General features: G+C 56.5%; 29 protein-coding genes. 16 read left to right on the top strand and 13 right to left on the bottom strand.

Annotation, left to right across the window (positions count from 1 at the left end):
* Nucleotides 1–18: 18 nt before the first annotated feature.
* Nucleotides 19–414 (bottom strand): hypothetical protein, encoded by a 396-nt coding sequence (locus AABB92_RS06975; RefSeq protein WP_031374487.1) that lies wholly within the window; start codon nucleotides 412–414, stop codon nucleotides 19–21.
* A 568-nt stretch (nucleotides 415–982) separates the two neighbouring features.
* On the opposite strand from AABB92_RS06975, the gene AABB92_RS06970 reads away from it, so the two are divergent.
* On the top strand, nucleotides 983–2059 hold the full coding sequence (locus tag AABB92_RS06970; protein ID WP_046288382.1) for a glycosyltransferase family 9 protein: 1077 nt from the start codon (nucleotides 983–985) through the stop codon (nucleotides 2057–2059).
* Here the strand turns inward: AABB92_RS06970 and AABB92_RS06965 are convergent.
* The 4 genes from AABB92_RS06965 to AABB92_RS06950 form a co-directional block, all read right to left on the bottom strand.
* On the bottom strand, nucleotides 1987–2340 hold the full coding sequence (locus AABB92_RS06965) for a DUF1493 family protein (protein ID WP_046288381.1): 354 nt from the start codon (nucleotides 2338–2340) through the stop codon (nucleotides 1987–1989). The two genes, AABB92_RS06970 and AABB92_RS06965, sit on opposite strands and share 73 nt — an antisense overlap.
* Complete coding sequence (locus AABB92_RS06960; RefSeq protein ID WP_046288380.1) at nucleotides 2340–3401, bottom strand: glycosyltransferase family 9 protein; 1062 nt, start codon at nucleotides 3399–3401, stop codon at nucleotides 2340–2342. Before AABB92_RS06960 ends, AABB92_RS06965 begins: the two co-directional genes overlap by 1 nt.
* A gap of 368 nt (nucleotides 3402–3769) precedes the next feature.
* Nucleotides 3770–3940, bottom strand: a complete 171-nt coding sequence (locus AABB92_RS06955) for a hypothetical protein (protein ID WP_031374488.1) — start codon at nucleotides 3938–3940, stop codon at nucleotides 3770–3772.
* Between the two features lie 190 nt (nucleotides 3941–4130).
* A complete protein-coding gene (locus AABB92_RS06950) occupies nucleotides 4131–4379 on the bottom strand; it encodes an ElaB/YgaM/YqjD family protein (protein WP_031374489.1) in 249 nt (82 codons plus the stop codon).
* Nucleotides 4380–4567: 188 nt separating this feature from the next.
* Between AABB92_RS06950 and AABB92_RS06945 the strand changes: the two genes are divergently transcribed.
* Nucleotides 4568–4774 carry a DUF2767 family protein gene (locus AABB92_RS06945; protein WP_031374490.1) on the top strand — a complete coding sequence of 69 codons (207 nt, stop codon included), beginning with the start codon at nucleotides 4568–4570 and terminating at the stop codon, nucleotides 4772–4774.
* A gap of 62 nt (nucleotides 4775–4836) precedes the next feature.
* On the opposite strand, the gene AABB92_RS06940 is transcribed toward AABB92_RS06945, so the two are convergent.
* From AABB92_RS06940 to AABB92_RS06930, 3 genes are all read right to left on the bottom strand, one after another.
* Nucleotides 4837–5847 carry a Ppx/GppA phosphatase family protein gene (locus tag AABB92_RS06940; protein WP_031374491.1) on the bottom strand — a complete coding sequence of 337 codons (1011 nt, stop codon included), beginning with the start codon at nucleotides 5845–5847 and terminating at the stop codon, nucleotides 4837–4839.
* Nucleotides 5848–5876: 29 nt separating this feature from the next.
* Nucleotides 5877–6428, bottom strand: coding sequence for a hypothetical protein (locus AABB92_RS06935; protein WP_031374492.1), 552 nt, complete (start codon nucleotides 6426–6428; stop codon nucleotides 5877–5879).
* Between the two features lie 63 nt (nucleotides 6429–6491).
* Nucleotides 6492–6821 (bottom strand): hypothetical protein, encoded by a 330-nt coding sequence (locus AABB92_RS06930; protein WP_031374493.1) that lies wholly within the window; start codon nucleotides 6819–6821, stop codon nucleotides 6492–6494.
* 214 nt (nucleotides 6822–7035) lie between these two features.
* On the opposite strand from AABB92_RS06930, the gene AABB92_RS06925 reads away from it, so the two are divergent.
* The 3 genes from AABB92_RS06925 to AABB92_RS06915 all read left to right on the top strand — a co-directional run bounded on the left by AABB92_RS06925 (nucleotide 7036) and on the right by AABB92_RS06915 (nucleotide 8228).
* On the top strand, nucleotides 7036–7215 hold the full coding sequence (locus AABB92_RS06925; protein WP_031374494.1) for a hypothetical protein: 180 nt from the start codon (nucleotides 7036–7038) through the stop codon (nucleotides 7213–7215).
* Between the two features lie 194 nt (nucleotides 7216–7409).
* Complete coding sequence (locus AABB92_RS06920; protein ID WP_031374495.1) at nucleotides 7410–7793, top strand: hypothetical protein; 384 nt, start codon at nucleotides 7410–7412, stop codon at nucleotides 7791–7793.
* Nucleotides 7794–7814: 21 nt separating this feature from the next.
* Nucleotides 7815–8228 carry a GNAT family N-acetyltransferase gene (locus AABB92_RS06915; protein ID WP_031374496.1) on the top strand — a complete coding sequence of 138 codons (414 nt, stop codon included), beginning with the start codon at nucleotides 7815–7817 and terminating at the stop codon, nucleotides 8226–8228.
* On the opposite strand, the gene AABB92_RS06910 is transcribed toward AABB92_RS06915, so the two are convergent.
* Together AABB92_RS06910 and ldcA are read right to left on the bottom strand one after the other, a co-directional pair.
* Nucleotides 8229–8891 carry an MBL fold metallo-hydrolase gene (locus tag AABB92_RS06910; protein ID WP_031374497.1) on the bottom strand — a complete coding sequence of 221 codons (663 nt, stop codon included), beginning with the start codon at nucleotides 8889–8891 and terminating at the stop codon, nucleotides 8229–8231.
* Nucleotides 8892–8913: 22 nt separating this feature from the next.
* Nucleotides 8914–9837, bottom strand: coding sequence for a muramoyltetrapeptide carboxypeptidase (gene ldcA, locus AABB92_RS06905; protein ID WP_031374498.1), 924 nt, complete (start codon nucleotides 9835–9837; stop codon nucleotides 8914–8916).
* 166 nt (nucleotides 9838–10003) lie between these two features.
* Here ldcA and emtA point away from each other — a divergent pair, with 166 nt between their 5' ends.
* Complete coding sequence (gene emtA / locus AABB92_RS06900; protein ID WP_082097584.1) at nucleotides 10004–10633, top strand: membrane-bound lytic murein transglycosylase EmtA; 630 nt, start codon at nucleotides 10004–10006, stop codon at nucleotides 10631–10633.
* 58 nt (nucleotides 10634–10691) lie between these two features.
* Here emtA and AABB92_RS06895 read toward each other — a convergent pair whose 3' ends face one another.
* Nucleotides 10692–11642: a sugar-binding transcriptional regulator gene (locus AABB92_RS06895; RefSeq protein WP_031374500.1), complete on the bottom strand. Its 951-nt coding sequence runs from the start codon at nucleotides 11640–11642 to the stop codon at nucleotides 10692–10694.
* 183 nt (nucleotides 11643–11825) lie between these two features.
* Here AABB92_RS06895 and AABB92_RS06890 point away from each other — a divergent pair, with 183 nt between their 5' ends.
* The 8 genes from AABB92_RS06890 to AABB92_RS06855 all read left to right on the top strand — a co-directional run bounded on the left by AABB92_RS06890 (nucleotide 11826) and on the right by AABB92_RS06855 (nucleotide 20877).
* Nucleotides 11826–12767 carry a D-ribose ABC transporter substrate-binding protein gene (locus AABB92_RS06890; RefSeq protein WP_031374501.1) on the top strand — a complete coding sequence of 314 codons (942 nt, stop codon included), beginning with the start codon at nucleotides 11826–11828 and terminating at the stop codon, nucleotides 12765–12767.
* 2 nt (nucleotides 12768–12769) lie between these two features.
* On the top strand, nucleotides 12770–13369 hold the full coding sequence (locus tag AABB92_RS06885) for a DUF2291 family protein (RefSeq protein ID WP_031374502.1): 600 nt from the start codon (nucleotides 12770–12772) through the stop codon (nucleotides 13367–13369).
* On the top strand, nucleotides 13369–14883 hold the full coding sequence (locus AABB92_RS06880) for a sugar ABC transporter ATP-binding protein (RefSeq protein WP_046288378.1): 1515 nt from the start codon (nucleotides 13369–13371) through the stop codon (nucleotides 14881–14883). The genes AABB92_RS06885 and AABB92_RS06880 overlap by 1 nt, the downstream gene beginning before the upstream one ends.
* A gap of 2 nt (nucleotides 14884–14885) precedes the next feature.
* The gene (locus tag AABB92_RS06875; RefSeq protein ID WP_031374503.1) at nucleotides 14886–15992 is read left to right on the top strand and encodes an ABC transporter permease; all 1107 of its coding nucleotides are present in this window, start codon (nucleotides 14886–14888) and stop codon (nucleotides 15990–15992) included.
* A 190-nt stretch (nucleotides 15993–16182) separates the two neighbouring features.
* A complete protein-coding gene (locus AABB92_RS06870) occupies nucleotides 16183–17013 on the top strand; it encodes a transketolase (RefSeq protein ID WP_031374504.1) in 831 nt (276 codons plus the stop codon).
* Complete coding sequence (locus tag AABB92_RS06865) at nucleotides 17006–17950, top strand: transketolase family protein (RefSeq protein ID WP_031374505.1); 945 nt, start codon at nucleotides 17006–17008, stop codon at nucleotides 17948–17950. Before AABB92_RS06870 ends, AABB92_RS06865 begins: the two co-directional genes overlap by 8 nt.
* A gap of 2 nt (nucleotides 17951–17952) precedes the next feature.
* Complete coding sequence (locus AABB92_RS06860) at nucleotides 17953–19440, top strand: FGGY family carbohydrate kinase (RefSeq protein WP_046288377.1); 1488 nt, start codon at nucleotides 17953–17955, stop codon at nucleotides 19438–19440.
* A gap of 18 nt (nucleotides 19441–19458) precedes the next feature.
* Nucleotides 19459–20877 (top strand): L-fucose/L-arabinose isomerase family protein, encoded by a 1419-nt coding sequence (locus AABB92_RS06855; RefSeq protein ID WP_031375303.1) that lies wholly within the window; start codon nucleotides 19459–19461, stop codon nucleotides 20875–20877.
* 154 nt (nucleotides 20878–21031) lie between these two features.
* On the opposite strand, the gene AABB92_RS06850 is transcribed toward AABB92_RS06855, so the two are convergent.
* Together AABB92_RS06850 and AABB92_RS06845 are read right to left on the bottom strand one after the other, a co-directional pair.
* Complete coding sequence (locus tag AABB92_RS06850; protein WP_031375304.1) at nucleotides 21032–22162, bottom strand: mechanosensitive ion channel family protein; 1131 nt, start codon at nucleotides 22160–22162, stop codon at nucleotides 21032–21034.
* Nucleotides 22163–22260: 98 nt separating this feature from the next.
* On the bottom strand, nucleotides 22261–22995 hold the full coding sequence (locus tag AABB92_RS06845; protein ID WP_031375305.1) for a flagellar brake protein: 735 nt from the start codon (nucleotides 22993–22995) through the stop codon (nucleotides 22261–22263).
* A 212-nt stretch (nucleotides 22996–23207) separates the two neighbouring features.
* On the opposite strand from AABB92_RS06845, the gene AABB92_RS06840 reads away from it, so the two are divergent.
* Nucleotides 23208–23456, top strand: coding sequence for a GlsB/YeaQ/YmgE family stress response membrane protein (locus AABB92_RS06840; RefSeq protein ID WP_031375306.1), 249 nt, complete (start codon nucleotides 23208–23210; stop codon nucleotides 23454–23456).
* 111 nt (nucleotides 23457–23567) lie between these two features.
* Complete coding sequence (locus AABB92_RS06835; protein ID WP_082097582.1) at nucleotides 23568–23879, top strand: hypothetical protein; 312 nt, start codon at nucleotides 23568–23570, stop codon at nucleotides 23877–23879.
* The last annotated feature ends 273 nt before the right edge of the window (nucleotides 23880–24152 follow it).

The following is a 24152-nucleotide window of genomic DNA, read 5'->3' as shown; positions in this document are numbered from 1 at the left end:
ACAGCCGCGCTAACCGTCTCACCTGGCCGCTGACGGCGTTACTGTGAGCTGATCAGTGGCAATTCTCCCGGCTTCAACCCTTCCCGGGCAAGCCTTGTTTAATTCATTTTCAAGCACGCTATCCGCAGCATGTTCGGTCAGCCGTTTGAATCTGAACCTGCGTTTAAGACCATCTTCTGAACAGTCATGCGCCTCAGCAAGCTGAACCGCGGCGCTGTAAGCGTTGTAACACCCATTGGCATCAGAAACGTGCTGCTTACACTCGCTGAACCGATCAAAAGTGATGTCGGGATGCGCGATCAGCCAGGCAATCTGCGGATTGACCTTTATTCCCTTAATCACCGCGGGCAGGGTCAGATAACTCAATACCACCGCCAGTATGGTGGTGAGATACATAAAGCGCTGGTAGGGCACAGGATTTCCTTCTGTCTGGCGCTGGGGTTGCGTAGCGTCGATTGTGACCAGCCCTGACCCAATCGGCCATCAATCAGAGCCAGTAAAGCGCCGATCACCCAGGCAGAACAATCGAATTATCGGCAGACCAGAACGATATCGTCGTTGCGGTCACCCCGACGTTCGCTGTTCTGCCCGCTCGTGACGTTGAAGAGTAACCCGCCGCCAGAAACGGAGTGTGTTATGGGTTGCGCACTTTTACTTCGCAGATTAATAGTAACAACCGCAATTATTGTTAAGCCGGTAACTCCGCACAATGAGATGATTCTTACGCCCCTTCAAGAGCTAAGCCATTGCGAGTGCCGGAGATAAGCGCCGGGTGGGGCATGTTCTCAGGCTGCCAGCAGGGCGGCCTGTTTTATTTGTTGCCTGCTTTATCCCTTCCGCTATTCCCGCTATTGAACCAACCCCGATCTGCGCTGACTAATTGCTGACTTATGCCGTCACGGTTATCCCTTTGCGGACGCCAGTGGCGAGCCTTATTTTTAGCCAGCCAGACGGCCTAGCCGCTGCGCAAAGGATGTCAGAGATGCGGGTTTTGATTATTTGTCGGGATAATATTGGCGATACCTTACTGACTACGCCGCTGATCAGCGCGCTACATCAGTCAGGTGAGCATCAGGTTGATGTGTTAACCAACAATTATGCGGCACCGGTACTGCAGCACAATCCTGATATCCGGCAACTGTTTTACTATACCAAGTCGCATCATCGCGAGGCGGGACAGGGCAGAATCGCCTGCCTGCTGCAGCGTCTGCAACTGATGCTGACGCTGAAAAAGAACCGATACGATACGGTGATTCTGGCGAAAAGCCGCTGGGATCAGCATGGCCTGAAGTGGGTGAAAATGGTGCGTCCGGGGCAGGTGATTGCGCTGGGAGAAGAGCCACATCCGCTGATCACCCACTTGTTAGCGCCGCAGGCATCCGCGCAGGCTCATATCGCTGAGATCCTGTACAGTCTGGCCCGTCCTTTCAACCTTGCCGCCGCTGCGCCGGGCAAGCTGACGCTGATGCCGGATGCAGAGATTGCCGCCGACCTGCGAAAAAGCTACGCCATCGACTCCTCTCAGCCGGTCTATGCATTACAAATCAGCGCCCGTAAGCCGAGCCAGCAGTGGCCAGCTGAGCGCTTTGCTGAACTGGCCGAAACCCTCGCCGCCCGGCATTCATGCCAGATCATGCTGTTGTGGTCGCCTGGTCGTCGCGATAATCCGCGCCATCCTGGCGATGACGAGAAGGCCCACGAGATTATGGCGCTGTGCCCGCAGCTGACGCTGAAAGCGGTGGCGACCACCAGCCTGCCGCAATTGATTGCGGCGATGTCGTTGTGTCAGGGACTGGTCACCAGTGATGGCGGGGCGATGCATATCGGGGCGGCGCTTGGTCTGCCGGTTGTGGCGATGTTTGGCGACAGCGATCCGGCCTGCTGGCATCCGTGGCAGGTGAAGCATCAGGTACTGCAACCGGCATCGCGTGACGTGACCTCGCTCAGCAGCCGCGAGGTATACGACGCGTTTGCGAACACCGTTATTCAGTCATTCCCCTCAGGCCAGCGGCCCAGGCTGGCCGCCTCACACAGTAATGCTACCGTCAGTGGACGGTAGGGTAAGCCTGCACTGAACCCCAACCGCCCTGCCAGCACCAACAGCGCGGAAGGTGACGCCGGAAAATAGCGGGTCTCATCGTAGCGTTTTGAACAGACGTCAAAGGTAATAAAAAAATCACTCATCAGTATCGCGAATTCCACCTCACTCAGCGGCAACTGCTGCAGGTGGAAGTCGTGACGATCAATTTTCCTGAACCGGCCAAACACCGTTGGCTGATTATGGTACTCAATCAAATCGATCACTGCTTGTGGCGAACAGGGCTTGCGGGACGTCTCCATTATCCCACCAGCTGGGTCACGGCCTGATGGACTTCCTCAGCCTTGATTGAGGCCATCGGATGTTGTGAGGCGTGGCGTTCCGGACGATGGATAACGATATGGCGATCGCTGTCCTGACACGGACCGGTATAACGCGGGTTGGCGGTGGAGAACAGGCTGACGGTGGGAACCTGTGCCGCGACAGCGATGTGCAGCGGGCCGGTATCACCGGTGACCAGCAAATCCAGGCTGCGGATCAGCGTAATCAGTCCGCTGAGATTGGTTTTACCCGCCATTGGCGTGACGTTTTTACGGTATTGCAGCGGCAGGCTGTCGATAAATTGCTGCTCAAGCGGCTGCTCTGCTGCGGTGCCGGTGACAATGATTTCACAGTCAGGCCAGCTCTCCAGCAAGTCCGTGGCCAGCTGGCTAAAATGCGCCAGCGGCCAGCGCCGGATATCTTTCGACGCGCCCAGCTGAAACCCAATCCGCCGATGGGCACAGGGTGCAGCGGCCGGGCTGTCCAGCCCCGGCAAATGCATCTCCGTCTGGTGGGTTTCGGCACCCAGCGATTCTACTAATTTTAATTTGCGCTTAATGGTGTGATCGTCGAAATAACCCGAGTAATGGTCAAGGTGTTTATTTAATAGCGTGGATTCGCTGCCATAGTGATCGCGAATTATTGTCTGGCTGCCGGTGATAACCGAACTCAAAATATCGTATGGAAAATGGGCGTGTAATATCACGGACAGGTCGGGTTTTTTACGTCGCAGCTTGAATAGCAAGGGTAAAAAATTCAGCAGTTTATTATCCCAGATATAGATATCGTCAAACCAGTGATAGCGGGTGACTAAATCTTTATTTTTCTTACTGGAGACCAGAATAAATTTACTGGTGGGAAAACGGTTTTTCAGGCTCCAGATTGCCGGCGTATTCATCAGGAAATCTCCCAGCGCGGTGGTGGAGTAGATAACCACCGTCTCTGGTGTCAGACCCTGCAGGCTGTGGGGCTTTTTCCGGCTGGAGAATCGGGAATAAAGCGTTAACAACCGGTCTATCAGATAAATCTTTTTTTTCTTCACGTCTGGATTCTCTTAAACGTATTAATTTTATTGAACAGAAAGCAGTATGAAGAATTAGATAATAAGATACTGGGGAAAGTTCATTGCCAGCGTTTGTTTTTAGAGGCTGTAGAGCAAGCGTTGAAGTTATGAACAGTTATTTTACTGTTTAAGAGCGGGATCTTTACAATAAATATTTAAGATGAATGTATCAGGTGCAAAATAAGTAGGATTATTCTGCAATCAGCGCGCTGCAATAGAAATAAATTTCTTTTATCAGTGATTAATAGCCGGGTAATTATTAGCCCGGATGCTATTTATATGACTGCCCGCTTAACTATCTGCCGGAAAGATGAAACAGCCCCCGGCAACGGTGCCGGGGGAGCGTGTTATGACTGAGGCTGACCGACCGGGCCTGAACCCAGCGTACCGCCTGGTGAAGACTGACCGCTTGGCGCATGAGGACGGCCATCTTCTTTAATCGCGCTGCTCTGGTGTGAACAGCCTGCCAGTGACGTCAGGGTTGCTGCAACCAGCAACAGGGCAGGGAATGCTTTCATGTGACCACCTTTTATTTATTCAGAAAAGTAAAAAGAATCTGTAAGCACGTACCTGACTAAGCCTGGTTGAAAAATAACATTCAGCCTGAAGGGATCTGATTTTTCAGAGATTTCTCAGCACCGGGCGGGACGCGACAGCCAAAAAAAAACGGAAGCCAGCGGCTTCCGTTCTGTCACGTATTCTGCCGAATTACTTGCGGCCCAGCAGGAAGCCGATGAATACGCCCACGCCCGCGGCAACAGCCAGACCGGCAAAAGGATTGGACTGAACCTGATCCTTGATGCAATCCGCTGCATCACGCGCGGCATAACTGGCCTGGTTGGTATAACGACGGGCCGCGCCTTTCGCCTGATGTTCAGATGAACCGGTTGCTGCGCCAAATTGTTCCTGAACTGCGCCAGCGGCTTCTTTAACTTTATCTTCGATTTTTCCTGACATTTAGTGCTCCTTGGTTTTAGTGAGACTCTCCAAGCGTAGCAAAGATGGCGAACTCTGCGCCGTTAAGCGGTAAATGAAGCGGTAAAAATCGTTTCTGGCTGTGAATGGCGTTCTGTTTGCAGGCTAAGCGTTTCCTGTCTAGCCTTTGTAAAACCGGGTCGATGATAAGCGTAATGGGAGGAGAGGCGATGAAACGTGATGTACTCAAAGAAGACGACTATGACGAAGTGTGCCGGGTGATAGGCGACGCGGTCATTATGCTGGTGGAGTGTGGCCATGAAACCAAACGCGATGATATCTATGACGTGCTGAAACGCACCCGCCAGCACCGCGCCCATAGCGAACGGGACGAGCAAAAGATGCTGGAACACGCTATCCGTTTGATCAAACCCTGAGCTTTCTGCGCCAGACCGGAAGCGTAAAACCGGCACTGAGGCCGGTTTATCTTGCCACTCCGCTACTGCAACAGCACACCCTGAATCAGACTGGCATTGACTATGGTTACCTCGTCTATCTTCAGCGCCCGCATGTAGCCTTCAACCAGCAACAGATTACTGACGTCGGTTGCCCGATAATCGCCGGTCAGTTCGCTGTCGCCTTTCCAGACCTGCTGTTTCGCCAGCGCGCTTAAGGTGGCCAGACTGTAATGCTGAGGTTTGCCTGCTAACTGATTACGGATAGAAAAACCGTGCACGCCACCAATGCCAATCACCCGGCGGCGGGCCACATCCTGCATGATTTCGGGGCTGACATCGTTACGGGCAAACAACCCGACAAAGCGCAGCACCGATTGCCGCCACGAACTAATCGGGTTTGGCGACGCGGCGTCCGGGGTGTTTTTCAGCACCGTCAGGATGAAATTCTTCAGCGTCACCGAGGCGAGCTTACCCTGATAAATATCGGCGACCGGCTGGCCCTGCTGCTGTCGCCAGGCGGTCATCTGCATCGAACCACCGCCAATATCCCACACCAGCAGCTGATCATCGCGGAGTGTCGGATCGTTAAGCGCCGCTTTCGCCGAGAGAAAACCGAGCTTTGCTTCCTGCTGCTGTGAGATGACAGTCAGTTGGGTGCGGGTCTGGCTGGCCAGCGCGGCCACCACCGCCGGACCATTGCTGGCGCGACGAAATACCGCCGTTGCCACGCCGCTGATGCGCTGCGGGTGATAACGTTGCGCATTGTTCACTAGCTGCCGCAGCGCCACTTCACCCTGATGGATAATCGCCGGACTCAGCCGGTTATCGCTGGCCGCCGACAGCGCGTCGTTGTACGGCACGGCGCGCTGATCCTGATACAGCATTTTCTCGATGCGATGCTGACAGACATCCACCCGGGCGACGGCGATTTTGGTGCTGCCGGAGCCGATATCAAGGCCGGCCCGGATTTGCTGACACGCCTCGGCCGCGGCCGCGCCAGTGAACAACAGTGAACAGATCAGCGTTACAACAGGCAGCGCAAAAGGGCGCATAGCGGCTCCGGTAGCAGGGGAAAGCGGGATTAACGGGACGCCACGCAAGCCGGATACCAGCTCACCAGGAAATGGCGCAGATGGTCGAAACACCATTCGGCGTCATCAGCCTGCGGGCAATAGAACTGAATGGTGATTTTTTCATATTCGCGCTGCCGCTGACGCAGCGGTGACCAGCTCCAGTCGAGCACCGAGCGGGCATAATTTACCAGCGTGCCGGGCGGCATCTGATGTTGCTTCTCCTGCTCGGCCAGATAGAGATTAAAGCGGGCTTCAAGTTCCAGCGCCTCATCATGGCCGTGATGCGGCAGATCGGGGCGAAACGCCACGTCAACAAAGCCACATACCGCATTGGTCTGCTGCTGCCAGTCGCAGGCCAGCGTCATAAACAGTCCATCCTGCAAATTAATCTCTTCCACCAGCCGACGCAGATTGACCGAATGAGCCAGCACCGCGATCTCCTCCAGCCGGCCGGTTTCCAGCGTAAGATCGAAACCACACGGATTAACCGAGCCATCGGCATTGCGGGTGGCGGGGAAGGGGAAATCGATGTAACCGTTGTTATCCAGACGCTTTTCCATGGGAAAGAGACCTGCTGCTTGACGTTTCGTGACAATAAACCATCTGGCAGCAGGTTTCACCCCTTATGGACATGTCCAGGTAATCTGGGTGTTCTGATACGGATTGATCAGGCGGAACTGTTTATCGGACAGGCGCTGGGCATAGTAACCTTCGCGCGTGACGGCGGAAGGGACATACCTGAAACGATCAAGCGACTGCAGCGGCCCGCTGTCTACCCTGACATCATCGCGGCTGACGCTGAACGAACTCACCAGGTCAAAGATGACACCCTGCGTTTGTCCCATTGATTGGCCATAAATCGTCGATACTTCGCCGGGACATTCAATGCCTTTCGGGCCAGATGAACATCCAGTCATCAGTATGATGAATATGAAAATGCTGAGTCGCAACATGATCCTCTACCTGCTTCAGTCCCTGGGAATCTCGTGGCGCTGATTCTATCTTGTTGCGTCACTAATAGCTTGATCATAGCAGTTTCAACACCGCTTCCCATTTGCAATTTGTTTAATCGGTAAGCAACAGGAATGTAAAAGGGTGACTTTGCTAATTAATTAACGTTATTCTTGGCTTCTTTGCGCACCACTTAGGCAAAACCAGGGATAAATGATGAACGAAGAAGAAGCACATCTAATGATTATTCGTCACGCGATTGAGCAACTTGAGAGCGATAAAAAGCATCAGGTGGTCAGTTGTGCAGCGGATATTCGCGCCGCCATGCAGGCATATGACGGCGAAAATGCGGGACTGGCCCTGATGTTAGTGGCTGCAGAGGTCTCGTCAGCATAACGGCAGACAGGCCAGCGTAACCGATCCGGACGCTGGCCTGATTACTTTAAAAACGCTCAACTTTTCAGATTCTCCTCCGCCCGATTCTACCTTTCACTGGTCTTATTTTACCCGCCGCATGACATTTTCTCTCACCTGTGATGTGTTAAGCTAAAAAATTGCTAATAAAATCATCCATTCAGCGGAGAGATCAGATGAAGACAGCACTGATGACCCTCGGCCTGCTGGCCTGTTATATCGCCCCCGCCTGGAGCGAGAGCGAGTTTCAGATTACCTGTCCTGGCCGTCCGACCATGACCATCTCACGCGCTGAGTACGGCTTAACCACCTTAATGTGGCCGCAGCGACACTTCCAGATTGCTGCCGGCCAGCAGCGCACCCAGTTACAGGCTGGCGATAAGGTGGCGATAACCCGCTTTCGTAACGGCGACCAGTTAATCGTTAACCAGCGCACTCAGGCGACCTTCTTTGTTTACCGCGACAGCGATAAGCTGGTGCCCTGTAGCCGCAGCGAAAAACGTGATGTCGATGCGTTGACCCTGGAGCGCTACGATGATCGTCAGCAGCCCAACTCTTAATCCCTCGTCACAGGAGCCGCTATGCAACTCAGTATCACCGATAAGGTAACACCGCAGGATCTGGATGAAGTCCGTCTGGGGCTGAATGCGTTCAACAGCAAATTTATTAATGTTGATGAGATCAAATCGATTGGGGTGTTTATCTGCGATGAGCAGGGCAGGAAGCAGGCGGGGCTGACCGGCTCAACCGCCGGCAACTGGCTGCGAATCGACATGCTGTGGGTGAGTGATACGTTGCGCGGGCAGGGCGTCGGTAGCCGGTTAATCAGGGCGGCAGAGCAGGAAGCGCGCCAGCGCGGTTGCCGTTTCGCTCAGGTCGATACCGCCAGTTTTCAGGCTCGTCCTTTCTATGAAAAGCTCGGCTTCACCCTGCGTTTCAGCCTTGACCACTATCCCCGCCAGCATCAGCGGCATTATCTGACCAAAGCTTTGTGATCAGAACAGCGGCTGCTGGCGCAAATCCAGCGGCTGCTGTTCTGCTTCATCAATCGCAGCCAGCCAGCTTTGCAGCGTCACTTTTTTCCACGACAGATGACCACGGGTGGTGCTCATCAGCACCACATCGGGTCGCAGCGTGCGGTAAAACTCCAGCGTCTGGCTCAGCTCCGCCGGATTGCTGTCCGGCACCAGCACGGTAACCCACCGGTCATGCGCCCGCGTCACCGTATCGCCGACAAACAGATAGGTCAGGCCGAGTGGCGAATGATAAAGGAAGCTGCTGCTGCCCGGCGTATGGCCCGGCGTGGGCAGCAGCTGGAAATTGCCGAAATGGGTCTCCTGCTGCGAAAACGTATCGTCAGGCTCCACGAAACGGCTGATCGGACCCAGCGAGCGGCTGTGACAGTAAAGCGCACTGCTGAAACGTTGCTGAATCAGCGCGGCACCCGGTGCAGACTCATGCCAGTGCGTCAGATAGTGGCGGATTACTCCGCCGGTATCGGCGATCACTTCATGATCGAGCGGATTTTCCACCCGGCCAATCAGCAGATTACCGCGCGGGTGACGCAGCATAAACCCATGCATCATCAGGTCGTTAACGGTATCTTCCACCGGAAATTCCGGGGTTGAGATCCACAAATCGTCATACAACGGCTTCAATGTCGATCTCCTGAAACGTTTTTTATCCGCGCAGGACGGGATGCCCGGTCGCTTGCAAATGGGCGTGCCCCTGACTGACCTGTAAGCTGGCACTGGCCCCTAAAGGCAGGGTTACGGTGTCAGCCGCATGGCCAAACGCTAACTCGCTGATCACCGGCAAGCCGCAGGTGTCGCGCAGCCGTTGCCAGACGGTGCTGAAATCAAATCCGTTGTCATATTCTGACAGGCCGGTACTGGTAAAGCTGCCGGTGACGATGGCGCGCTGGCGGGCCAGAATACCGCTCTGTTGCAGCTGAATCAGCATCCGTTCAATGCGGAACGGGTGCTCATTCACATCCTCGATCACCAGAATGCCGTTTTCGACCTGTGGCATCCACGGCGTACCGATCAGCGAACAGATCATCGCCAGGTTACCGCCCCACAGCGTACCCTGCCATTCGCCCTGATCCGGCGATTCGCTCTGCCAGTCTACGTTGACTGTAGGTGATGTCAGCGCCTGCCAGAAGTGCTGCAGGGTAAATTCAGATAAAGTCGTTGCGCCAAAATTGCCGGCCAGCATCGGCGCGCTGAAACTGATCAAGCCTACCTGCGCCAGCAGGGCGAGCTGGATCGCCGTGAAATCGCTGTGGCCGCTCAGCGCCAGTGGCTGATTCAGCAGGCGACGCTGCAGTCCCACGTAATCGATCGCGTCCAGTAACCGGCTGGCACCGTAGCCGCCGCGCACCGCCAGCACCACATCGGGCAGGGTGCTGAGCGTAGCCAGCTGGTTGATATCCGCCAGCCGCTCGGCGTCAGTGCCGGCAAAGCGCTGGAAACGGCGGGTAATCACCTGCTGGTTATCAACCTGATGGCCCGCCGCGCGCAGCCGTTCAACGCCAAGCAGGGCTGCAGGCTGATTGTGACAGTAACCGGACGGGGAGATAAGACGGATTGAACGTGAAATCATCATACTTTCCTGCTGTTAGCGCACCTGACTCAGGCCGATGATGACGAAAAGCGCCGCTGAAGTCACGGTACGGAAAGCGAATTACTGCATTTAGGATAAACGGTAATTTTGCTCTGAGTCTGTCTGGGTATGATAGCATTCGCCACTTCTGCAACGAGATGAAAAATTGCTGAAATTCCGACACCTTATCCTGTCAGCGTTATTCCTGACCGGCTGTGCCAGCGAGCCGTCGCATCATGCTGTTAAACAGCGGAATACGCCGTTAACCCAGGCACCGCCCTCCAGCGTCAATGATGCCTGGTCGATGTTTACCGAAGATGCCGCCAATCATTATGGTGTTGATGAGAAGCTGATCAGCGCCATTATTAGTGTCGAGTCGGGTGGGAATCCGGGTGTGGTCAGCCGCTCTAATGCCGTCGGGCTGATGCAAATCAAAGCCTCTACTGCGGGTCGCGAAGTCTACCGAACGCTCGGACGCCGCGGACAGCCTTCCAACGCTGAGCTGCGCGATCCGGCGAAGAATATCGATATCGGCACCGCCTATATCCGCATCCTGCAGGACTCCGCCCTGTCGGGCATCCGCGATCCGCTGACGCTGCGTTATGCCACCATCGTCTCTTATGCCAACGGCGCTGGCGCACTGCTGCGCACCTTCTCGCGCGACCGCGATCGGGCGATTGCGATGATTAATGCGATGTCGCCGGACGAGTTTTATCAGCATGTGCAGAATAAACATCCGGCGGCTCAGGCACCGCGCTATCTGTGGAAAGTGACCACCGCTTATCGCACCATCTGATGATCCGTCCGGCGGAGTTCACTGATGGACCCGCCGGGCGACACGCTGCTTAGCCGCGTCAGCAGGCCAGCAGCTGCCGCGCCGTCGGATAATCGACAATCAGCACATTGATATAACCGCCGCGCAGCGCGCCCCGGATCGCCTGGGCTTTCTCTGTTCCACCCGCCAGCGCCACCACCTGCGGACACCGCTTCACCTGCGCCAGTTCCATACCGATGACTGGATCTTCTTCAGCCTGCAATACCGGCTGCCCACTGGCGTCGAAATAGTGCAGACAGATATCGCCGACCGCGCCGCGCGCTGCCAGGGTCCGGAGCATCTCGCCATCGTAATAGTTGCCGGAATTGCGCAGCAGCGCCGACGGCTCGAGATCGCCAATCCCGACGATGGCCAGATCGACCTGATCAAATTTACCCAACACCTCCGCCACTTCAGCATTGGCCGACAGCCGCTGGCGATCGCTGACCGATCGTTCAATCGACTGCGAGGGCAGCAGCCAGGCCGGGCAGTTGAGCAACGCCGCCAGGTTTTGCGTCAGAATAGTCGCCTGCACATTGCCGTTCGCGCCGACCCCACCCAGCAGCTGGATCACCCCTTTGCAGGAGCTGTTCAGCGGATGCAGCGCATCGACCATCGCCCGGATGGTGCCGCTCCACGATGAAATGCCAATCAGTTCATCATCCCGCAGGCGAGTCTCAAGATAGTGCGCCGCCGCCGATCCAATCGCCTGCTTAATCTGTAAGGTCGAGGCCTGATCCGGCACATCCACCACGATCGCCTGCGGCAGGCCGTAGGTCTGCTCAATCGCTTTCTCCAGTTCAGGAAAAACATTGGCTGGCGGAACCACGCTGATCTTAACCACGCCCTCTTTGACGCTGCGATTAAGAATGCGTGAGACAAACGACTGCGATAACTTCAGTGACTGCGCAATCTCTGACTGCTTGAGCCCTTCAACGTAGTAAAGGGTGGCAATCTTCACCATCAGTCGCTGTTCATCCTGTTTTGCCATCGGTTTTTCCCTCTCTGATTCTGCCCGGTATTGTTAACCAGGATCGCCAAAATCACAACGCAGGTTAATTTGTGATCGTTTTCGCTTTTTAGTGATCGCGCATTGGACGGCGTGTCGCCGCCGGTGCATAGTCATTATGCATATAAAATCGCGTGTGAATATATATTCAAGCGGAGAAAAATAATGACTCGTCCTCTGATCAAACTGACCCTGCTGGCTTCAATCATCGCTTTTTCATCCTCGGTGCTGGCAGCGCAAACCGGGCTGCTGGCGATTATCACCCCGTCACACGACAACCCCTTCTTTAAAGCGGAGGCGGAAGGCGCGTTAGCCAAAGCCAAAGAGCTGGGATACACCACGCTGGTGGCCTCGCATGATGATGACGTCAACAAACAAAACCAGCTGATTGAAACGGCGATCGCCCGCAAAGCCAAAGCGATCATTCTGGATAACGCCGGTGCCGATGCCACGGTCGGGCCGGTGCAAAAAGCCAAAGATGCCGGTATCCCGACCTTCCTGATCGACCGGGAGATCAATAAAACCGGCATTGCGGTGGCGCAGATCGTCTCGAATAACTATCAGGGCGCGCAGCTGGGGGCTGAGAAATTTGCCAAATTGCTGGGCGGTAAAGGGGACTACGTTGAACTGCTCGGCAAAGAGTCCGACACCAACGCTGGCGTGCGTTCGCAGGGTTACCACGACGTGCTGGATGATTACAGCGAGATGAAAATGGTGGCTCAGCAGAGCGCCAACTGGAGCCAGACTGAAGCCTTCAGCCGGATGGAAACCATTCTGCAGAAGCACCCCAATATCGTCGGGGTGATCTCCGGCAACGACACCATGGCGCTGGGAGCTGAAGCCGCGCTGAAAGCCGCCGGCAAAACCGCGGTAATCGTGGTGGGCTTTGACGGCAGCGACTACACCCGCGACTCGATTATCAATAAAGGCAATATCAAAGCCACGGTGCTGCAACCGGGCTGGGATCAGGCGCAGATGGCGGTCAGTCAGGCCGACTACTACCTGAAAAATGGCAAAGCGCAGAAAGAGGAGAAGCAGCTGATGGACTGCGTGCTGATTGACGACAGCAACGCCGCCAGACTGAAAAACTTCAACCTGGCGAAATAATCATGAAACGGATACTGGCGGTATTAACCGGGATGGCGCTGCTCAGCGCCTGTACCGTGGTGGATCTGGATGCAAACGGTCAGCCGATTCTGCCGAAAGATCCGCAGGCGAAACCGGGTTATGCGACCCAGACGCCGCAGCAAATCGCGGAGGAAAGCTGGCAATCACGGGTGATGGACACCGCCAACAGCCATGCGCTGAGCTGGGCTGATATGCAAACCAAAAGTCAGACGGTGAAGGCGGGCGGCCGTGAAAGCGTGTTTGTCCGGGCCAGCGGCACCGTCAGCGCACTGAATGACAGCAATCCGCGTGAGCGTATCCTGACCCTGATACTGAACGGCAAACCGGTTGAAGTCAGCGTCGGGCCGGTGCTGCGCAGTAATGCAATCCGCGATGCCGCCGGTTTTCGTTTTGAAGAGTTTACCAATCAGGTGCAGTACGCCCAGCTGACCCGGGCGCTTAATCGCCATGCGGTGAAGCAGCTGCCGACGCTGGACGCCAGCTGGGTCAACCAGCCGGTACAGGCGCTGCTGGCGGTGAGCATCGGACACGGCAGCGTTGATGAGGTGGTGGCAGTCGAACTGAAGCGGGGGACGCCCTGATGGACGATGAGATCATTCTGCGGGCTGAGCAGATTTCAATGCTGTTTCCCGGCACGCTGGCGCTGGATCGCGTCGACTACCGGGTATGGCGTGGCAAAGTTAACGTCATCATTGGTGAAAACGGTGCCGGTAAATCGACCCTGATGAAAATTCTTGCCGGCGTGCAGCAACCCACCGCCGGTGCGCTGTTTCTCAACGGCGCGCCGCTGACGCTCAGCAGCACCCGCGACGCCGCACGGCACGGCATCGGTATGGTGCATCAGGAACTCAATCTGTTTGAGAACCTGACGGTGGCGGAAAATCTGTTTCTGGGACGCGAACTGCAGCGTGGCTTAGCGCCGATTAATGAGGCGGAGCAGGCACGTCGCACCGCGGCGCTGATGGCGCGTCTCGACCAGCCGATTTCGCCCAATGAACGGGTCGGTAACCTGAAAGTCGGTCAGCAGCAGCTGGTAGAGATCGCCAAAGCGCTGGCCGAAGATGCGGACATTCTGATCCTCGATGAACCGACTTCGGCGCTGAGCAAAACCGAAGTGGAGATCCTGTTCCGGGTGATTCGCGATCTGACGCAGCAAGGGGTTTCAATCATCTACATCTCGCACCGGCTGGAGGAGTTGATGGCGATTGGCGATGTCATCACCATCCTGCGCGATGGCCGTTTCCAGGCCGAAGCGCCGGTCAGCAGCATCGACGTGCCGTGGATTGTGCGGGAAATGCTGGGCAGCGAGCCGGTCACCACTTTTCTGCCGGAATCACGCCAGTTCGGGGCCCCGATGCTGGAAGCGCAACACATCACCTGCGTCAGCCCGAACGGCAATACGCTGGTCGATGATGTCAGCTTCCAGGTGCGGGCCGGTGAAATTGTCGGCATCTATGGCCTGATGGGGGCCGGCCGTACCGAGCTGTTTGAGTGCCTGCTGGGCAGCCAGCGCAACTACCTGGGCAAGCTGTGGCTCGACAGCAAACCGCTGCCAACCCGCCTGCCGACTGCGGATCGCATCCGGATGGGCATGAGTCTGGTGCCGGAAGACCGTAAGCGGTCAGGGATTTTTCCGGTTTCCTCGGTGGCGAGTAACCTCACTATCGCCAGCCTGTGGCGGCGGCTGTCGCACCGGTTTGCCATTGCTGATCAGCAGGAGCAGCAGGCGGTGAGTCAGACGGTGGGCAATCTGGCGATTAAGATCTCCTCGCCGGAGGTGGCAATCAGCGCCCTGAGTGGAGGCAACCAGCAAAAGGTGGTGATTGGCCGCGCGTTGCTGACCAATCCGCGCCTGCTGCTGCTGGATGAACCGAGTCGCGGCATTGATGTCGGGGCAAAAGCGGAAGTGTTTCGCATGATGGTGGCGCTGTCGCAGCAGGGCATTGCGGTGCTGTTTTCCACTTCCGATCTGAAAGAGATCATGGCGGTTGCCGACCGCATCCTGGTGATGTCGGGCGGCAAACTTACGGCTGATCTTCCGCGTGAGCAGGCGGAAGAGGCAGCGCTGGTAAAAGCAAGTGCGCAGGGGTTCTGAGCATGAAAAGCAATAACAGCGTGGCGCTGGCCACACTTCCCGCTAAAGCGTTTAACTCGCGTGAAAATTTTTTGCTGCTGTTACTGAAGCTGCGCACCTTTATTGCGCTGATTCTGATCGTCGGGTTCTTTGCTATTACCGTGCCGGATTTTCTGGCGGTCGGCAGCCTGGTGATTATGGTGAAACACATTGCCATCAACGCTTTTCTGGCGCTCGGCATCACCTTCGTCATTATCACCGCCGGCATTGACCTGTCGATTGGTGCCACGCTGGGGCTGTGCGGCATGATCGCCGGCTGGCTGATCACCAAAGGCATTGTGTTACCGATGTTCGGCATTGCGATCTTCCCCAGCGTCTGGCTGATTGTGCCGTTTGTTCTGCTGGTCGGCGCGCTGATCGGTGCTGGCAACGGCTGGATTATCACCCGCTATAACGTTGCGCCGTTTATCTGCACCCTCGGCACCATGTATATCCTGCGCGGCGCGGCAATGCTGACCTCGGGCGGAGAAACTTTTCCCGGCCTGCAGGGTAATCCGCTGCTCGGCAACACCGGTTTCGATCAGATTGGTGCCGGTCATTTTCTTGGCTTGCCCTACGCCATCTGGATGATGGTGCTGCTGGCGCTGGTGATTGCTTATGTCGCGCGCCGCCTGCCGTTTGGACGCCAGGTTTACGCCATCGGTGATAACGAACGCGCCGCCGAGCTATCGGGGGTGAAAACCCGTCAGGTCAAAATACTGGTCTATACGCTTTCCGGCTTCTGCGCGGCGATTGCCGGCATTGTGGTCTCATCGCAGCTGGTTGCCAGCCACCCGGCCAACGGTACTGCATTCGAGATGAACGCCATTGCCGCGGTGGTGCTGGGCGGCACTTCGCTGGCGGGCGGGCGCGGCACCATTGTCGGCACGCTGATTGGGGCGTTTGTGATTGGCTTCCTGGCGGACGGATTGATCATGATGGGCGTCAGTGAGTTCTGGCAGATGGTGATTAAAGGCATCGTGATCATCATTGCGGTGATCATCGATCAGACCCAAAGCCGGATGCAGCAAAAAGCGGCCGTGGTCGCGCAAAAAGCACTGATAGAGGAGGGCGCGCCACTCAAACCTTAATCGTTCTGTCTGCTTACTGAGCCGGCGATCAGCGGATAACCCGCAGGTGAATCCGATATTCCGTGTCCATCCGCCGCCACAACAGCCAGCAGCCATAAAGCAGGCCTGTTTTGCCGGCCGCTTTGCACGCCATTTTTTTTAACCCTTGTGAATATTTATTCATAAACGATTTAAAATTCAGAGGTAGCGTATGAATCCTTTCACTCTTCCGGTAGACGATCTGAAGCGCAGAGCGCGGGCGATCCGTCGTCGTATTATCCAGCTTAACGCGGGCAGTCCGGCAGGGGGACATACCGGAGCCGATCTGTCGCAGGTAGAGATGCTCACGGCGCTCTATTTCCGCATTCTCAACTGCGCGCCGGATCGCACCGATGACCCGCAGCGTGACATCTACATCCAGTCAAAAGGGCACGCGGTCGGCGGTTACTACTGCGTGCTGGCGGAGGCGGGCTACTTCCCGACCGACTGGCTCGCCACCTATCAGCATGCGGATTCCCATTTGCCCGGGCATCCGGTACGGCAAAAAACCCCTGGAGTTGAACTGAATACCGGCGCACTGGGACACGGGCTGCCGGTGGCGGTCGGGATTGCCATTGCGGCGAAGAAAGACCGCAGCACGCGCCGCATTTTTGTAGTCACCGGCGACGGTGAGCTGGCGGAAGGCAGTAACTGGGAGGCGGCGCTGGTGGCGGCCCATTACGGTCTCGACAACCTGATCATCATCAATGACAAGAACAAGCTGCAACTGGCGGGCGCGACCCGCGAGATCATGAACACCGATCCGCTGCCGGAAAAATGGCGTGCTTTTGGACTGGAAGTCACCGAGTGCAACGGCAATGACATGGCGGCGGTGGTTGAAACCATCGAAAGCCTGCCGCAGAACGGCAAACCGCAGGTGATTGTGGCGCATACCGAGAAGGGATTTGGCGTCTCCTTTATCCAGAGCAAAGCCGAGTGGCATCACCGGGTACCAAAAGGGGCGGAAATTGAGCAGGCGCTGGAGGAGTTAAAAGATGAGTAATGCACAACATTTAGCCAGTGTAATGGTAACGGCCTTTATCGACGCGGTGAATCGCGGCGTGGATCTGGTCCCGGTGGTGGCGGATTCGACCTCAACCGCCAAAATTGCGCCGTTTATCAAGGCATTCCCCGATCGTTTAATCAACGTCGGCATTGCTGAGCAGACGCTGGTCGGCACTGCGGCAGGCCTGGCGCTGGGCGGTAAAATTGCTGTCACCTGCAATGCCGCACCGTTTCTGGTGTCGCGGGCCAATGAGCAGGTGAAAGTCGACGTCTGCTACAACAACACCAACGTCAAACTGTTCGGCCTGAATGCCGGTGCCAGCTATGGCCCGCTCGCCAGTACCCATCACAGTATCGACGACATCGCGGTGATGCGCGGCTTCGGCAATATTGAGATCTACGCGCCCTCCTGTCCGCTGGAGTGCCGCCAGATTATCGACTATGCGCTGGCGCACGTCGGGCCGGTCTATATCCGTCTGGATGGCAAAGATCTGCCGCAGTTGCACGATGAAAGCTACCAGTTCAGGCCGGGGCAGATCGACGTATTGCGCGAAGGTCATGACATTGCGCTGGTGGCGATGGGCTCCACGGTTCACGAGGTGGTTCACGCGGCTGAGCAACTGGCTGAGCAGGGGATTTCAGCCGGTGTGATCGCGGTTCCATCGATTCGACCCTGTGATACCCAACAGCTGCGCAACCTGTTAAATCACTACCCAGCGGTAATCAGCGTTGAAGAGCATAACGTCAATGGCGGTGTCGGCAGCCTGGTGGCTGAGGTGCTGGCGGAAGGCGGCTGTGCGATTCCGCTGCTGCGGCTCGGTATTCCGGATGGCGAATATGCCATTGCCGGCGATCGCGCCTCAACCCGAGCCCACCATGGCATTGATGCCAGCAGCGTGGTTAACAGTGCAGCGCGTATCTGCGCAGGAGCGTAACGATGGTGGGACCCCTGATCCTGGCGATTGATGAAGGCACCACCAATGCCAAAGCGATTGCGGTTGATCGTTCTGGCAGCGTAGTGGCGCGCGGTAGCCAGGCGTTAACGCTGGCGCATCCGCAACCGGGGCTGGCGGAGCAGGATCCGCTGGCGATCTGGCAGGCAGTAAAGCAGGCGATCGCGCAGTGCCTGGCGTCGTGTGGCGGGGCCAGCGTGGCGGCGGTGGCGATCAGTAATCAGCGTGAGTCGGTGCTGATCTGGCAGCGCCACGACGGTCAGCCATTGACGCCGCTGGTGAGCTGGCAGGATCGGCGCTCCGAGCCGTTCTGCCGGGATTTACATCAGGCGGGTAAAGCGCCCCGTATCACCGGCCTGACCGGGCTGGCGGTCGACCCGATGTTCCCGGCTGCCAAGCTGACCGGCATGCTGGCGGCTATCCCTGACGGCGTGGCGCGTGCCGAAGCGGGTGAGCTCTGTATTGGCACCGTGGACAGCTGGCTTAGCTGGCAGCTCAGCGCGGGCGAGACCTTTATTACCGATCATGCCAATGCTTCGCGGACCCAGCTCTACAGCCTGCATCTTAACGACTGGGACGATGAGTTGCTGACGCTGTTCCGGCTGCCGCGCGCCGCGCTGCCGCGTATTGTCGCCTCCGCCAGCGAACAGGGCGTGGTCGCGGTGAATGATATTGCGGGCTTAGCGCCGGGCACGCCGATTCTGGCACGCATCGGCGACTCCCACGCCGCGCTGCAGGCACAACGGCGTGGCACAGCGGAAGTGGTAAAAGCCACTTACGGCACCGGATCGTCGCTGATGATGTCAATGGCGACGCCGCTGCTGACCGAAAACGGCCTCAGCACCACGGTGGCCTGGCATGACGGCACCCTGCGTTTTGCGTTCGAAGGCAACATCACCCACACCGGTTCCGGCGCGGCGTGGCTCGGCAGCATGCTGGGGGTTCAGGACCCGCGTCAGCTCACCGCGCTGGCGCAAACCAGTGAAGATAATCAGGGCATCTATTTTGTGCCGGCGCTCTCCGGGCTGGGCGCGCCCTGGTGGGATTTGCAGGCACGCGGCATGGTGTGCGGCCTGACGGATGCGGCCACCCCGGCGGTACTGGCGCGGGTGGCGCTGGAGTCGATTGTCTGGCAGATCGCCGACGTCTTTTTTGCCATGGAACAGGCCAGCGGCCAGCAGCTGCCAGCGTTGTGTGTTGATGGCAGTGCCACCGAAAACAGCTGGCTGATGCAGCTGCAGGCGGATGTGTTGCAGCGCCCGTTGCTGCGGGTCCCGACCGCCGAAGTCTCGGCGCTGGGAGCCGCGCTGCTGGCGGGTAAAGTACTGGGCTGGTGGCAGCAGGGCAGTGATATGCAGGCGTTGCAGGGCGGCAACGTAATCGCGCCACGTGAGGCGTATGCGCAGCGGATGCAGGAAAACTATAAAGGCTGGATCAACGCCGTCGCTCGCTGTCGTTATCAGCCACATTAACCCTTTCGGAGCAGAGCCATGTCAAAACTACCTCAGCAGTTAACCTTCGGCGTCATTATTGGCAACCGCGGGTTCTTTCCCAGCTATCTGGTGGGTGAGGCGCGCCAGCAGGCGGTCGCGCTGTTTGAAAAAATGAACATCAATACGGTGATGCTGGATGAGAGCCAGACCAATCTCGGCGGGGTGGAGACCCGGCAGGAAGCCAAAATCTGCGCCGAACTGTTTCGCCAGCACCGGGATGCCATTCACGGTGTGGTGGTGTTGTTGCCTAACTTTGGTGACGAAAAAGCGATCGCAGAGGCGTTACGCCTCGCCGGTTTGAATGTGCCGGTACTGGTGCAGGCCGAGGAAGATAACCTCGACAAAATGGGGCTGGCGACCCGCCGTGACAGCTTCTGCGGCAAAATATCGCTGTGCAACAACCTGCGGCAATATGGCATTCCCTTTAGCCTGACCCGTCAGCACGTCTGCGCCCTGAGCAGTGAGATTTTCATGCAGGATCTGCAACGGTTCAGCCAGCTCTGCCGGGTAGTCAATGCGATGCGGCGGGTGCGGGTGGGGGCCATCGGTGCCCGGCCCGCCGGATTCAATACCGTGCGCTACAGCGAAAAGCTGCTGGAGAAGATGGGGATTGCGGTCGAAACACTCGATCTGTCGGAGATTTTCACCCGTACCAACCGGCTGCGTGATGATGATATCCGCGTAGCGGAGAAGCGCGAGATTCTCGAAGCCAACGCCGATGCGCGCGGCATTCCGGGCGAAAAACTGCAAACCATGGCGAAACTGTTCGTGGTGATCAGCGAGTGGGTCAGTGACAACGATATCGACACCACCGCGATTCAGTGCTGGACCTCGCTGCAGGAAAATCTCGGCATTAACGTCTGCTCGATCATGAGCGTCATGTCGGGACAGCTGATGCCAAGTGCCTGCGAAGTGGATGTCATGGGGGCGCTGTCAATGTATGCCCTGGCCAGCTGCTCGCTGAGTCCCGCCTCGCTGGCGGACTGGAATAACAACTTTGGTGACGATCGCGATAAATGCGTGCTGTTTCACTGCGGCAATTTTGCCAGCGCCAGTCTGGAATCGCCCACTATGGGCACGGCCGACATTATTGGCACCACGGTAGGCAAAGAGAACACCTGCGGTGCGGTGCATGGCCGGATGAAAAGCGGCGATCTGACCTATTTCCGTCTCTCGACTGATGATTTCAGCGGCGAAATTAAGGCCTACGTCGGCGAAGGCCTTTCAGTAGAGGATCCGCTGGATACGGTGGGCTGTCGCGCCGTGATTCAGGTGCCGCAGCTGGAGTCATTGCTGGCGTGGATTTGCCGTAACGGTTTCGAACATCATGTGGCAATGAACCACTCCGCCACGGCAGAGGTGTTACAGGAGGCGTTCAGCCAGTATCTGGGCGTCAGCTGTTACCGCCATCAGTAGCTCAGTGCCGGTTCGCGAGGAGAGCGTCAGCAGGACAGAGGTGGCTCGCCTGGCCCACGTTGGACCGCGCGGGCCGGACGAGTACAGGCGCGGATGATCTCCGCCGGCCTTGCCGTTAAGCAGCGGGAAGGCCGGCATCGGCGAGAAAACCGGCTTAGCGCGCCATTCTGCGTACCTCGCCATCCTCATTGTCCACCGCCACCAGATCCACCGGCGGCAGATTACCGCCGCTGAACTCGACCTGACGGATCGGGAAGGCAAAGCGAATGTTGCGCTGTTCCAGCGCTGCCATCAGCTGCAGGTTAATCTCCTGCTGGATATCCATGTACTTGTTGTAATCGGCGTCCAGCACAAAGTAGACCACTTCAAAGGTAAGCTTCGAATCTTCAAACGCCAGGAAATGGGCACGGTCGAAGCGGGTGGTCTCAACGCTCTGGATAATCTCTTTTACCAGCGGACTGATTTCACGCACCTGCTCAGATGGCGTGGCATAGCTGATGCCGAACTTAAACACGATGCGGCGCTGCTGCATGCGCTTGTAGTTATGAATCGTCTGCTGCAACAGAATGGTATTTGAGCAGACAATCTGCTCGCCGCTCAGGCTGCGCAGGCGGGTGGTTTTCAGGCCAATATGCTCAATCGAACCGGCAATATCACCAAACACGATGAAGTCTCCGTGCTCAAACGGTTTATCGAAACCGATGGCCAGTGAAGCGAACACATCACTGAGTACCGTCTGAATCGCCAGCGCAATGGCGATACCCCCGACGCCGAGACTGGCAACCAGCGCGGTAATGTTGATGCCCATATTCGACAGAATGGCGAGGAACATCATGATCCACACCACCACGCGCAGCAAAATACCGAGGATCACCGTGGTGACCGGATTGCGCACGTGCAGCGGATCGCGCAGCAGGCTGTGCAGCCAGAGCCGTATGCCGCAGTCGATCCACAGCGCCAGCTGAACGATCAGCGCCAGGAACCAGCCGTGCGATATCGCCACGCGCCACGAGGCGGGTAAATCGACAAATTTCAGCGCGATAAGCAGCGAAAAGATCAGCAGCAGGGTCTGACTGGTACTGCGCAGAATTTCCACCAGGATACCGGTGGCGCGAATATGGCGATGTTCGCTATAGCGGGCAATACGGTTAGAGATAAACCGGATCAGGGTACGCAGCAGCCAGTAAATGACAAGGGTAGCGACGATGACGATGGCACTGTTGAGCCAGAAAGATTGATTAAACAGAATGGATTGAAAATGACGTGAAGAAAGCCAGTTTTCCATTGGGGAGATACTCCTTGCTGGGTTCCGGTTTAAAAGAAAACAAGCAAGAAGCATAGCCTGGATGCGGCGCAACTGTGCGGCGCATCCGGCAAAAGAACTTATTGAAAACGGGTCGATTTATCGCGCGCCAGGCGCTCAAGGGCAAAAATAACCTGCTGCAGTTGTCGCTCCTGCACCGGATCGAGGGCTGAAAAGCGAAAGCTGAGTCGCGGCGTAATGCGGGTTTCGTTTTTATGGGTGACCACGCTGCGTTCGCCAATGTGCAACAGCTTTACCGGCACTTCAAAATGACCATATTCTCCCAGCTCGACGCGAAATTTTTTGAAGCTGTCGCCGGTTTGTAACCCTTCAGGCAGGGTTTCATCCACCAGCACACCGATTCCGCCCAGCGATAAATCCTGTAGTCGCAGGCGCGCTTTATTGCCGTCGGGCCACTCGGTGTGGCACCAGAACTGCGGTTCCAGCGGCGCATTGACGCGGAAAAATTCGCGACGCTGGATCTGCCACAGCAGTTCAGGCAGCGGCGCGCTGAAGGCAGGCAGTCCCTCGAACTCAACCCGCGTCAGCGAAGCGAGACTGAACTCAACTTTAGCGCCATAGGTTTCCGCCGTAATGCTCAGGTCATCGCAGTTCAGGGCGTAGTCGTTATCCAGGTTGTTACTGCCGAGGTCAAACAGCAACTGGCCTTCATCGGCAGCCAGCATGCGGCTGATAAACTGCCCACGGGAAAAACTCACCAGTAGCGGGGTCTGTAAACGCAGCAGGTCCTTCATTACGCCCAGCACGGCCAGCGTGCCCCGTTTTAAATATTGTTCCTGATCGGCTTCTTTCACTTCCTGGCTCCAAAAGGTTAGTGCTTTATTTGTTCTGTTTTTTTTGCCTCATCTCCGTTATCGGCGTGGCCAAAAAAAGCTTTAGCCTCTGACCGGTCAATAATAACTGTGAGCAAGTAAACATTTTTTGAAAACCTGTCTATACTTACCGCGGTAAACCGCTTGATTAATCAAGCGTTCACGATTTAATCAAAAAAAGGAAGGAGCAACAAATGGGTATTATTTCCTGGATCGTCTTTGGCTTAATCGCAGGTATTCTGGCGAAGTGGATCATGCCGGGTAAAGACGGTGGCGGTTTCATTCTGACTATCGTGCTGGGTATTATCGGTGCCGTAGTGGGTGGCTGGATCAGTACGCTGTTTGGCTTTGGTCGTGTCGATGGGTTTAACTTCGGCAGCTTCGTCGTTGCAGTCATTGGTGCCATCGTGGTGCTGTTTATCTACCGCAAAGTACGCAGTTGATCGTAACAGTTTAATAAAAAAAGGGGACGAAGCGATTCGTCCCCTTTTTTACTTCTGTGTCCCGTCCTGAATAGTGTTGACACTTTCTCCACAGGTTTAAAGGAGAATGCGATGAAACAGTATGTTAAACGTACTCAGCGGGACGACTCTTTGTCCTTTAAACTGACCGTCGTCGGGCAGGTTGAAAAAGGCGAGATGACGTATCGTCAGGTTCAGGAGCGCTACGGTATTCAGGAGTGCTCTACAGTTCTTAAATGGCTGCATAAATATGGCCGGATGGACTGGCAGACTACGGAAAAGCGCGGTCTCCGCGCAGGACACATGACGAAATCCCTTCCCCTTACGCCTGAACAGCGCATCAAAGAGCCTGAGCAGCAGCTGGTTCAATCCGAAATAAAAGCGCAGTTTTTGAAGTCGTCGTGAAGGTCATGAACACCGAATTCGGCGCCTCGCTGACAAAAAAGCAGCTGGCTTCCTTATCGCGCAGGCAAAAATACCCGGACTGAGTGTCGCCAGGGTCTGCCGCTTTCTCAGGATAAGCCGCTGGTCCCGGCAGCTCCTCATCTCCGGCCCGGAGCAGGTGTGGGTGGCGAACATCACCTGGCTTCCGGTCCAGACCGGCACCGCTTACGTGAGCCTGGTGACCGACGCGTTCTCATGGAGAGGCGTTTTAAGGGCTGAAAAGCGTCAACCTAT

Origin of the sequence: Pantoea brenneri (assembly GCF_038594305.1) — a bacterium.
Classification (GTDB): domain Bacteria; phylum Pseudomonadota; class Gammaproteobacteria; order Enterobacterales; family Enterobacteriaceae; genus Pantoea; species Pantoea brenneri.
The sequence above is the reverse complement of the archived record's forward strand: the minus strand, read 5'-3'. Positions and strand labels throughout refer to the sequence as shown.

Coding starts and splice junctions, on each gene's coding strand:
- ldcA (WP_031374498.1), bottom strand. CDS start 9,837: ATGATTTCACGTTCAATCCGTCTTATCTCCCCGTCCGGTTACTGTCAC.
- AABB92_RS06930 (WP_031374493.1), bottom strand. CDS start 6,821: ATGTTGCGACTCAGCATTTTCATATTCATCATACTGATGACTGGATGT.
- AABB92_RS06885 (WP_031374502.1), top strand. CDS start 12,770: ATGAAACGGATACTGGCGGTATTAACCGGGATGGCGCTGCTCAGCGCC.
- AABB92_RS06865 (WP_031374505.1), top strand. CDS start 17,006: ATGAGTAATGCACAACATTTAGCCAGTGTAATGGTAACGGCCTTTATC.
- AABB92_RS06955 (WP_031374488.1), bottom strand. CDS start 3,940: ATGAAAGCATTCCCTGCCCTGTTGCTGGTTGCAGCAACCCTGACGTCA.
- AABB92_RS06965 (WP_046288381.1), bottom strand. CDS start 2,340: ATGGAGACGTCCCGCAAGCCCTGTTCGCCACAAGCAGTGATCGATTTG.
- AABB92_RS06850 (WP_031375304.1), bottom strand. CDS start 22,162: ATGGAAAACTGGCTTTCTTCACGTCATTTTCAATCCATTCTGTTTAAT.
- AABB92_RS06970 (WP_046288382.1), top strand. CDS start 983: ATGCGGGTTTTGATTATTTGTCGGGATAATATTGGCGATACCTTACTG.
- AABB92_RS06925 (WP_031374494.1), top strand. CDS start 7,036: ATGAACGAAGAAGAAGCACATCTAATGATTATTCGTCACGCGATTGAG.
- AABB92_RS06860 (WP_046288377.1), top strand. CDS start 17,953: ATGGTGGGACCCCTGATCCTGGCGATTGATGAAGGCACCACCAATGCC.
- AABB92_RS06855 (WP_031375303.1), top strand. CDS start 19,459: ATGTCAAAACTACCTCAGCAGTTAACCTTCGGCGTCATTATTGGCAAC.
- AABB92_RS06895 (WP_031374500.1), bottom strand. CDS start 11,642: ATGGCAAAACAGGATGAACAGCGACTGATGGTGAAGATTGCCACCCTT.
- AABB92_RS06935 (WP_031374492.1), bottom strand. CDS start 6,428: ATGGAAAAGCGTCTGGATAACAACGGTTACATCGATTTCCCCTTCCCC.
- AABB92_RS06945 (WP_031374490.1), top strand. CDS start 4,568: ATGAAACGTGATGTACTCAAAGAAGACGACTATGACGAAGTGTGCCGG.
- AABB92_RS06950 (WP_031374489.1), bottom strand. CDS start 4,379: ATGTCAGGAAAAATCGAAGATAAAGTTAAAGAAGCCGCTGGCGCAGTT.
- AABB92_RS06920 (WP_031374495.1), top strand. CDS start 7,410: ATGAAGACAGCACTGATGACCCTCGGCCTGCTGGCCTGTTATATCGCC.
- AABB92_RS06940 (WP_031374491.1), bottom strand. CDS start 5,847: ATGCGCCCTTTTGCGCTGCCTGTTGTAACGCTGATCTGTTCACTGTTG.
- AABB92_RS06870 (WP_031374504.1), top strand. CDS start 16,183: ATGAATCCTTTCACTCTTCCGGTAGACGATCTGAAGCGCAGAGCGCGG.
- AABB92_RS06890 (WP_031374501.1), top strand. CDS start 11,826: ATGACTCGTCCTCTGATCAAACTGACCCTGCTGGCTTCAATCATCGCT.
- AABB92_RS06840 (WP_031375306.1), top strand. CDS start 23,208: ATGGGTATTATTTCCTGGATCGTCTTTGGCTTAATCGCAGGTATTCTG.
- AABB92_RS06875 (WP_031374503.1), top strand. CDS start 14,886: ATGAAAAGCAATAACAGCGTGGCGCTGGCCACACTTCCCGCTAAAGCG.
- AABB92_RS06880 (WP_046288378.1), top strand. CDS start 13,369: ATGGACGATGAGATCATTCTGCGGGCTGAGCAGATTTCAATGCTGTTT.
- AABB92_RS06915 (WP_031374496.1), top strand. CDS start 7,815: ATGCAACTCAGTATCACCGATAAGGTAACACCGCAGGATCTGGATGAA.
- AABB92_RS06835 (WP_082097582.1), top strand. CDS start 23,568: ATGAAACAGTATGTTAAACGTACTCAGCGGGACGACTCTTTGTCCTTT.